This window comes from Bacillus sp. 05T31, from assembly GCF_056396725.1.
The window spans coordinates 1-8,570 of the sequence record NZ_JBFTMA010000172.1 but is presented as its reverse complement, the minus strand read 5'-3'; the positions used below and the strand labels follow the sequence as shown (position 1 = coordinate 8,570).

9 protein-coding genes are annotated in these 8,570 nt (G+C 36.3%); 2 read left to right on the top strand and 7 right to left on the bottom strand.

All coding sequences use genetic code 11. The features are described from left to right. Positions 1–3 precede the first annotated feature (3 nt). The 7 genes from AC1DJR_RS12920 to gcvT form a co-directional block, all read right to left on the bottom strand. Positions 4–876: an ABC transporter ATP-binding protein gene (locus AC1DJR_RS12920; protein ID WP_429686893.1), complete on the bottom strand. Its 873-nt coding sequence runs from the start codon at positions 874–876 to the stop codon at positions 4–6. A 3-nt stretch (positions 877–879) separates the two neighbouring features. Further along, complete coding sequence (locus tag AC1DJR_RS12915) at positions 880–1,254, bottom strand: GntR family transcriptional regulator (protein WP_429686894.1); 375 nt, start codon at positions 1,252–1,254, stop codon at positions 880–882. A gap of 118 nt (positions 1,255–1,372) precedes the next feature. After that, complete coding sequence (locus AC1DJR_RS12910) at positions 1,373–1,564, bottom strand: hypothetical protein (protein ID WP_002088608.1); 192 nt, start codon at positions 1,562–1,564, stop codon at positions 1,373–1,375. A 70-nt stretch (positions 1,565–1,634) separates the two neighbouring features. Next, a complete protein-coding gene (locus AC1DJR_RS12905; RefSeq protein WP_000262495.1) occupies positions 1,635–1,838 on the bottom strand; it encodes a DUF3929 family protein in 204 nt (67 codons plus the stop codon). A gap of 286 nt (positions 1,839–2,124) precedes the next feature. Further along, complete coding sequence (gene gcvPB / locus AC1DJR_RS12900) at positions 2,125–3,600, bottom strand: aminomethyl-transferring glycine dehydrogenase subunit 2 (protein WP_002122485.1); 1,476 nt, start codon at positions 3,598–3,600, stop codon at positions 2,125–2,127. Beyond that, a complete protein-coding gene (gene gcvPA, locus AC1DJR_RS12895) occupies positions 3,597–4,940 on the bottom strand; it encodes an aminomethyl-transferring glycine dehydrogenase subunit 1 (RefSeq protein ID WP_002034012.1) in 1,344 nt (447 codons plus the stop codon). The genes gcvPB and gcvPA overlap by 4 nt, the downstream gene beginning before the upstream one ends. A gap of 20 nt (positions 4,941–4,960) precedes the next feature. Next, entirely contained in the window at positions 4,961–6,061 is a 1,101-nt protein-coding gene (gcvT, locus tag AC1DJR_RS12890) for a glycine cleavage system aminomethyltransferase GcvT (protein WP_002034013.1), read from the bottom strand. A gap of 391 nt (positions 6,062–6,452) precedes the next feature. Between gcvT and AC1DJR_RS12885 the strand changes: the two genes are divergently transcribed. Both AC1DJR_RS12885 and AC1DJR_RS12880 read left to right on the top strand, forming a co-directional pair. Next, positions 6,453–7,847, top strand: a complete 1,395-nt coding sequence (locus AC1DJR_RS12885) for a DEAD/DEAH box helicase (protein ID WP_477002760.1) — start codon at positions 6,453–6,455, stop codon at positions 7,845–7,847. Continuing rightward, positions 7,834–8,570: YqhG family protein (locus AC1DJR_RS12880; protein ID WP_477002759.1), on the top strand; the 737-nt coding region annotated here is incomplete at its 3' end. The genes AC1DJR_RS12885 and AC1DJR_RS12880, both read left to right, overlap by 14 nt.

Sequence of the window (8,570 nt, the reverse complement as noted above, 5' to 3'; positions counted from 1 at the left end):
TCTTTATAGATGAGCTGACGCATAGGCACCTCTCCCTTTCGCAGTGTAAACGATAATATCATCTAATGTAGGATTTTCTAATACAACCTCATTTCCAAACCAATCGATAATTGCTTGTTTATCCTCTGCTAAACCTTCGAAACCAAATTTATTTTTTCGTAATCCAACAAATAGTTCTTTTCCTTCTCGATCTAATAAATCATTGTTTCCCTTTACGATTACGTAGTTCTCCATTAATTCATCTTTCTCACCAGTAAATATAATTTCTCCATCATTGATGAACGTAATGTAATCTGCGATGCGTTCTAAGTCTGTAGTAATGTGTGTGGAAAATAAGACAGACACTTCATCTTCCATTACAATCTCTTGCAACATATCAAGCAATTCACTTCGAACAACTGGGTCCAATCCTGCTGTCGGTTCATCCATAATGATAAACTCCGCGTGATGTGAAAGTGCGATTGCAATCGCAAATTTCATTTTCATCCCTTTGGATAACTCTTTAATCTTTTTATACGTTGGAACTTGTAATCTCTGCATATACGATTGATACTGCTTTTCGTCCCACTTTTTATATAACGGTGCAATAATCCGTTTCATTTGCTCACACGTTAAATCTTCGTAATAATGATTTTCATCATAYACAAAACCGATATTTTGTTTTATTTCCTTTTCGGCTTTCTTATTGTCCTTACCAAAAATTTTTATATCACCGCTCTCTTTTCTGATTAAATTCATAATCATTTTGATCGTCGTACTTTTYCCAGCTCCATTCGGTCCAATAAATCCCATAATATATCCACGTGGCAATGTAAAACTTACATTTTTCACTGAGAAATCTTGATAAGTTTTACAAACGTTTTTTAGCTCTAACATCTCTTATTCCCCCTTGTATAAACACGCAATCATCTGTTGCAACTCTTCAAGCGAAAGCTGCAACACTTTACTTTCATTCACAATCTCTTCCGCTTTACTTTCCAATAGACGTAGCCGCTGTTCTTTTAATAGTTCATTATTTTTACGTGAAATATAAGTCCCCTTCCCAGCAACAGTTTCTATATATCCTTCTTTTTCAAGCTCCTCGTACGCACGCTTCGTTGTAATTACACTAATTTGTAATTCCTTCGCTAAGCTACGAATAGACGGTAATTGGTCTCCACCCTTTAAACCACCATTTAAAATAAGCTGGCTTAATTGTTTTCTTATTTGCACATAAATAGGGTCTTGGGAAGAATTCGAAATAATAATATTCATGTTTTCCTCCAGTGTGTGTATATACTGTATATACTTTATATATACAGTATATACACAAYATCCTATTTTTAGCAAGAAAAAAAGACCAACATTTTCCTGTTGGTCTTTCGTATATGTATCACTTTTCAAAGCGATCTAACATTTCGTCTCTCATTCCGAAACTAACAACCGCAATTCCTACATACATAAAAAGAAGGAATGCTGGATGAACTGTATTGTACCAGCTGCTATCAACAATTAAATAAATCGTTAACGCCACAACAAGAACAAACGCTAAAATAAACATATAAAAGTGTCTTGTATTACCCATGATAAACTCCTCTCTTCTCTCTTCACCATTCAACAGTATATTGTATCGAATAATTCGATATGACTCAAGGTTAACTTTCTGTTATGTAATCAAGTTCTACCTTTACAATGTCCTCACACGCTATTGAAATGATTGTTCCTTGTTTATCAATCGCTGTCACTTCTCTATTATCCATTACACGGTGCGCTACTCTTTCTAACACTTTCCCTTGGTCTCGGTAACAAAATTCTTTTACATCTTTAATTGTTTCTCCATTTTCTAAATGGTATACCATTCTATAACATCGATATCCCACGCTTCCACCCCCGTCTTGCTCGTTTTTTCACATATACATAAAAATGAGTAATTTCTACCTCATCACATCTTCTTAATTTCAATAAAATTCTAACAAAAATAAATACTTTTATCAAACCGACTTTTTCAACAAAAACACCTATAAAACCGCATCTTTACAGCAATATGAAACAAAAAATATAAATTTTTAACATTTTTTTCATTCTATCCGCACCAATGTTGCAAAAAAAAAAGAACCCGCATGTAGCGAGTTCTTTTTTTTCCAATCACACTTGTACAGGTGCTAGCTTTTCATAACGTAAAACTGGTTTACGAGCAGCCAATGTTTCATCTAAACGTTTTATTACTGTTGTATGTGGTGCTTCTTGTACAACTTCTGGATTTTCTTCTACCTCTTTAGCAATTTGAATCATCTTATCAATGAAACCATCTAATGTTTCTTTTGATTCTGTTTCTGTTGGCTCAATCATAATACATTCTTCCACATTTAATGGGAAGTAAATTGTTGGTGGATGGTAACCGAAATCAAGCAGACGTTTTGCAATATCTAATGTACGTACACCAAGTTTCTTTTGACGACGACCTGATAATACAAATTCATGCTTGCAATGTCTATCGAACGGAAGATCATAGAATGGTGCTAATCTTCTCATCATATAGTTCGCATTTAATACAGCATACTCAGTTACTGCACGCAAGCCATCTGGGCCCATAGAACGAATATATGTGTATGCACGAACGTTAATTCCGAAGTTACCATAGAATGGTTTCACACGCCCAATTGCTTCTGGACGATCATAGTTAAAGTGATAGCCATTTTCYGTTTTCTCTAAAATCGGTTTTGGTAAGTACGGAATTAAATCAGCTTTCACACCTACTGGACCAGAACCTGGGCCACCGCCGCCRTGMGGACCTGTAAATGTTTTATGAAGATTTAAATGCACAACGTCAAATCCCATATCTCCTGGGCGTGCTTGGCTTAATACCGCATTTAAGTTTGCACCATCATAGTATAATTTACCGCCTGCGTTATGGACGATTTCTGCCATTTCTAAAATATTTTCTTCGAATAGGCCTAATGTATTTGGATTTGTTAACATAAGTGCTGCTGTTTCTTCGTTTACAACACGTTTTAAATCATCTAAGTCAACAAGACCATGTTCATTTGATTTCACCGTAATTGTTTCAAAACCAGCTACTGTTGCAGACGCCGGGTTTGTTCCGTGAGCAGAGTCAGGAACGATTACTTTCGTACGGTTAAAGTCACCGTTCGCTTCATGATATGCACGAATCAACATTAATCCTGTCCATTCTCCGTGTGCACCAGCTGCTGGTTGTAACGTAACAGTATCCATACCTGTAATTTCAATTAAATGTTCTTGTAAGTCATACATTAATTCCATTGCACCTTGCACTGTTTTTTCATCTTGAAGTGGATGAATATTTGCAAAGCCTGCGAAACGAGCTACGTTTTCATTAATTTTCGGATTATATTTCATCGTACAAGACCCAAGTGGATAGAATCCAGAATCCACACCGTGGTTACGGTTTGAAAGCGCTGTGTAATGGCGCATAATATCAAGTTCAGATACTTCTGGAAGCTCTGCATCTTCTACTCGAATATAATCACTCTCAAACACATCTTCTAATTTTACTTCTTCYACATCTAATTTGGGTAAGCTATATCCTACGCGTCCTTCTTTAGTCACTTCAAAAATAAGTGCTTGGTCTTGGTTCTTCATTGGATAGCCCCCATTTCGTTTACAAGTGTGTCAATTTCCTCTTTTGTACGAAGCTCTGTTACCGCTACAAGCATATGGTCTTCATGCTCTTTATAATCACGGCCTAGGTCGTAACCACCGATAATATTCTTTTGTATTAATACATCATTTATTTCTTTAACTGGACGTTTACAATCTACAACAAATTCATTAAAGAATGGTCCAGCGAACGTTACTGTGAAACCTTTCGCTTCAAATTGACGTTTTGCATATTGTGCTTTAGAAATGTTTTGACGTGCCATTTCTTTTACACCTTGTTTGCCAAGTGCCGTCATTGCAACAGAAGCTGCTAATGCATTTAACGCTTGGTTTGAACAAATGTTAGACGTCGCTTTATCACGACGAATATGCTGTTCACGTGCTTGTAACGTTAATACAAATCCACGTTTACCATCTGAATCTACAGTTTGTCCGACAAGACGTCCTGGAATTTTACGCATAAATGCTTTCGTTGTTGCAAAGTAACCACAGTGCGGTCCACCAAACTGCGTTGGGATACCGAATGGTTGTGCATCACCGATTACAACATCAGCACCGAATTTTCCTGGCGGTGTTAATGCGCCTAATGATAATGGATTTGAAGAAACGATAAATAATGATTTTTGTTGATGAACGATTTTTTCGATATCAGCTAACTTTTCCACTTGTCCGAAGAAGTTTGGATATTGAACGATTACACAAGCAACTGTATCATCTACTTCACTTTGTAATACTTCTAAATCTGTTACACCGTTTTTATGATCAATTTCAACAACTTCAAGATTTTGACCTTTTGCATATGTTTCAAGTACCGCTCTTGATTCTGGATGAACTGCCTTAGATACAAGAATTTTCTTTTTGCGAGTATGACCAGCTGCTAGCATTGCCGCTTCAGCTAAAGCTGTACCTCCATCATACATAGAAGAGTTTGCTACATCCATTCCTGTTAATTCACAAATCATTGTTTGGAATTCAAAAATTGCTTGTAATTCCCCTTGTGAAATTTCTGGTTGGTATGGTGTGTATGCTGTATAAAACTCTGAACGAGAAATAACATGATCAACAATTACTGGAGCGTAATGATCGTATACACCTGCTCCTAAGAAAGAAGCATATTCTTTTAAGTTCGCATTTTTGCTAGCCATTTGAGATARCTCTTTTAAAAGCTCTGGCTCTGATTTTGCTTCTTTAATTTTTAAATCCCCTTTAAAACGAACACTCTCTGGAATATCAGAGAATAACTCATCAATCGTTTGAACGCCGATTGTTTGTAACATTTCTTTTTTGTCTTCTTCTGTCATTGGAAGATAACGATGCAACATGAAATCTACCCCTCTCCCCGTTACTTTGAACGTTTATAAAATGGTGTTGGAACAACTACTGCTTTGACGCGTTTATTACGAATTTCAATTTCTACTTCTGTATCAACTGCTGCGTATTTTACATCAATTAGTGCTAAACCAATGCTTTTCTTTAACGTTGGAGATTGTGTACCACTCGTTACTTCCCCGATTTTTTCTTCTCCTATAAATACAGGGTAATGCGTACGAGGAATACCGCGTTCGATTACTTCGATGCCGACTAATTTACGAGATGCACCGTTTTCTTTTTGCTCTTTTAACGTTTCTTTTCCAAAGAAATCTGCTTCTTTATTTGGTTTTACCGCAAAGCCAATTCCCGCTTCAATCGGTGTAATATCTTTTGATAACTCYTGTCCGTATAACGGAAGTGTTGCTTCGAAGCGAAGTGTATCACGAGCACCTAAGCCACATGGTTTTAAGCCCTCTTCTGCTCCCACTTCAAGAAGTTTCTCCCAAAGTTTTGCTGCATCTTCACTCTTACAGTAAATTTCGAATCCATCTTCACCTGTGTAACCTGTACGAGATACAAGTGCAGGAATTCCATCTACAAGAATATTATTTTTAAATTTAAAGAACTTAATTTCTTTTAAATCTTCTGACACAACTTTTTGTAAAATGCCTTCTGCTTTTGGTCCTTGAATTGCAAGCTGCGCAACTTCACTAGAAACATTGACTACTTTCGCATCGCCAATTACATGGCTAGCTAACCATTCGTAATCTTTCTCGATATTTGATGCATTGATTACTAATAAATAGTCTTCTTCACCACGTTTGTAGATTAATAAGTCATCTACTGTGCCACCATTTTCATAGCACATAGCTGTATATTGTGCGCCCCCTACCTTTAAGGTAGATACGTCATTTGTAACAACACGTTGTAAAAATGCTAAACTATCTACACCTTTTACCTCTACTTCTCCCATATGAGATACATCGAACAAACCTGCTCCTGTACGTACAGCTTCATGTTCCTCTTTAATGCTTGAAAATTGAACTGGTAATTCCCAACCACCGAAGTCGACTGTTTTCCCACCATACTTCGCGTATACATCAAATAACGGTGTACGTTGTAATGTAATCATGCTCTTTCCCCCTTATGCTCTGACAAATCAATAAAAGTTGCTTCCCATATCTAAACATTTTCATTCTGAAAAGATAAGGTTATACGGAATCTCAGTATATTTTTTTATGAAAGCGTAAATAAAAAGTTACTTTCTTGGATAAAATACGAAAGATTCCACACATTTCACACCATTATCCTAACATTATTCGCTATATTTCATCAATATTCTAGCATAAAAAATAATTTAGAATTTTTCATTCTTAATCTTATTAAATACAAATTTTGAAATTTAGCCCTTTATCATTGCCTATTCTTTAACTTTTAGTAATTGTGATAGCGCCTTATTACGAGGCTTATAATAAAGATTTTTTAAATAATCACTTTAGTTTATAAAAGGTGGGAGAGTCTTAATGAATGTCGATATTTCCGTAGATCGAACGTGGCAAAACAATTTTTTAAAAAGAATTGATGAAGATGGTCCTTGGACAAATTGGGATTTATATCATTTAGCTTATAAAACAGAGAAATCGTTACTCGTCCCTACTTTTGACGGATTGCAAGCACCGAAACATTTATCACATTTCACGCCGCTTCCACATCAATTAGAGGTCGCTCAAAATGTCATTGAACAAATGAATGGTAAAGCGATTCTAGCAGACGAAGTCGGACTTGGAAAAACGATTGAAGCTGGACTTATTTTAAAAGAATATATGGTTCGAGGACTTGTAAAAAAGGTACTCATTCTCGTTCCAGCTTCTCTCGTATCTCAGTGGGCGTATGAACTAAACACAAAATTTTTTATTCCTGCGGTCGCTCAAAAGAAAAGTTATTCTTGGGAACAAGCTGATGTCATCGTTTCATCAATCGATACTGCGAAACGTTCACCGGTAATGGTTCGAAATAGACGCAATAACACTGGCATTGATTGGCCGAAGAGGCATGTACGAACAATCTTCGTTGAATTCAATGAAGAAGAACAAGCTTTGTATAATGAAATTGAAAATTGGCGTGGACAAGATGCCGTCACATCTGCTTTCTCATCCTTAACTTTAAAACGGGAAGCATGTAGTAGTCGTGAAGCTGTTTACTATTCATTAAAAAAACATGTAGAAAAAAGACAGAAAGAAAATGAGCACTACATAAAGGACCCACATATTGATGTGCTGATGGACAAAATTAATCATATTCCGTTCAACTCCAAAGCAAATAAAGCACTAGAGCTTATAAAAGAAGTTGACGATAAAGTCATTATCTTCACTGAATATAGAGCTTCACAAATGTATTTACAATGGTTCTTACAACAACATGGCATTTCCTCTGTTCCATTTCGCGGTGGATTTAAGCGCGGGAAGAAAGATTGGATGAAGGAGCTTTTCCAAAATCATGCCCAAGTATTAATTGCGACCGAAGCTGGTGGTGAAGGAATTAACTTACAATTTTGTAGCCATATGATTAATTACGACTTACCGTGGAATCCAATGYGACTCGAGCAAAGGATTGGACGTATTCACCGTCTTGGACAAAAAAATGATGTTCATATTTATAACTTAGCAACAAAGCACACTGTTGAAGAGCACATTTTAAAACTACTATATGAAAAAATTAATTTATTTGAACGTGTAATCGGTGAACTCGATGAAATTTTAACGAGAATCAACATGAAAAATATTGATGCGCATATTCAAGAAATTTTCGCGCAGTCAAAAAGCGAAGGTGAAATTCGAATCAAGATGGAAAATTTAACATCTATTATCGATTTTGCGAAGCGCAATGAAGCAGAGGTGCARGACTATGCAGCAAAATGAAATTCATAATTACTTATATAACTTTTTTGAGGCGAATAACTGCGAAATTTTAGAACGTTCCCCTCACCTATTAGACGTGCAGTTAACAATTGAAATGGATAAATTATTAATGAACCGCCCTTTCTATTGGCACTATCTTGAAAAAACAGGAGGCGTTCCGAACCCGATGCGCCTTACTCTTATTACAAATCCAGAAAACGAAGAAAACGACGGTGAACTTATTCATTACGGTTCACCCCGTTTGCATCAAATCTTTGAAACGACAAAAGAACTAGGTTCATACATACGTTTATACGAGGAAGTGAAACATAGCGGGGCAACTCATACCCCCCTTCATCCTTGGCTTGGTGTAAATATAAAAGTATCTTATCAATGCGACCGAAAAAAAGACATACTTCATTCCATCGGTATTCATCTTATTTCCGGGACAATGATTGCAAACTTTCACGACACTTTAGCAGAGATCAAACTCACACCGAAAATACCTGACTTTTGTTTTACCCTCTCACCTATCATTAAGCCACAAAGTGGCTTACAACGTATAGAGGATGCTTTAAAAAGTATAATTGCTGAAGATGACCACACGTGGGCAAAAGAAGCGAGAGTGCGTTGGAATCACGATTTAGACCTTTTAAATCGATTTTACGAAGATAGCGATGAACTTCCAGAAAGCTATGAAATTGAAAAGCAAGCATTACAAGAACAATACGAACCACGCATTAC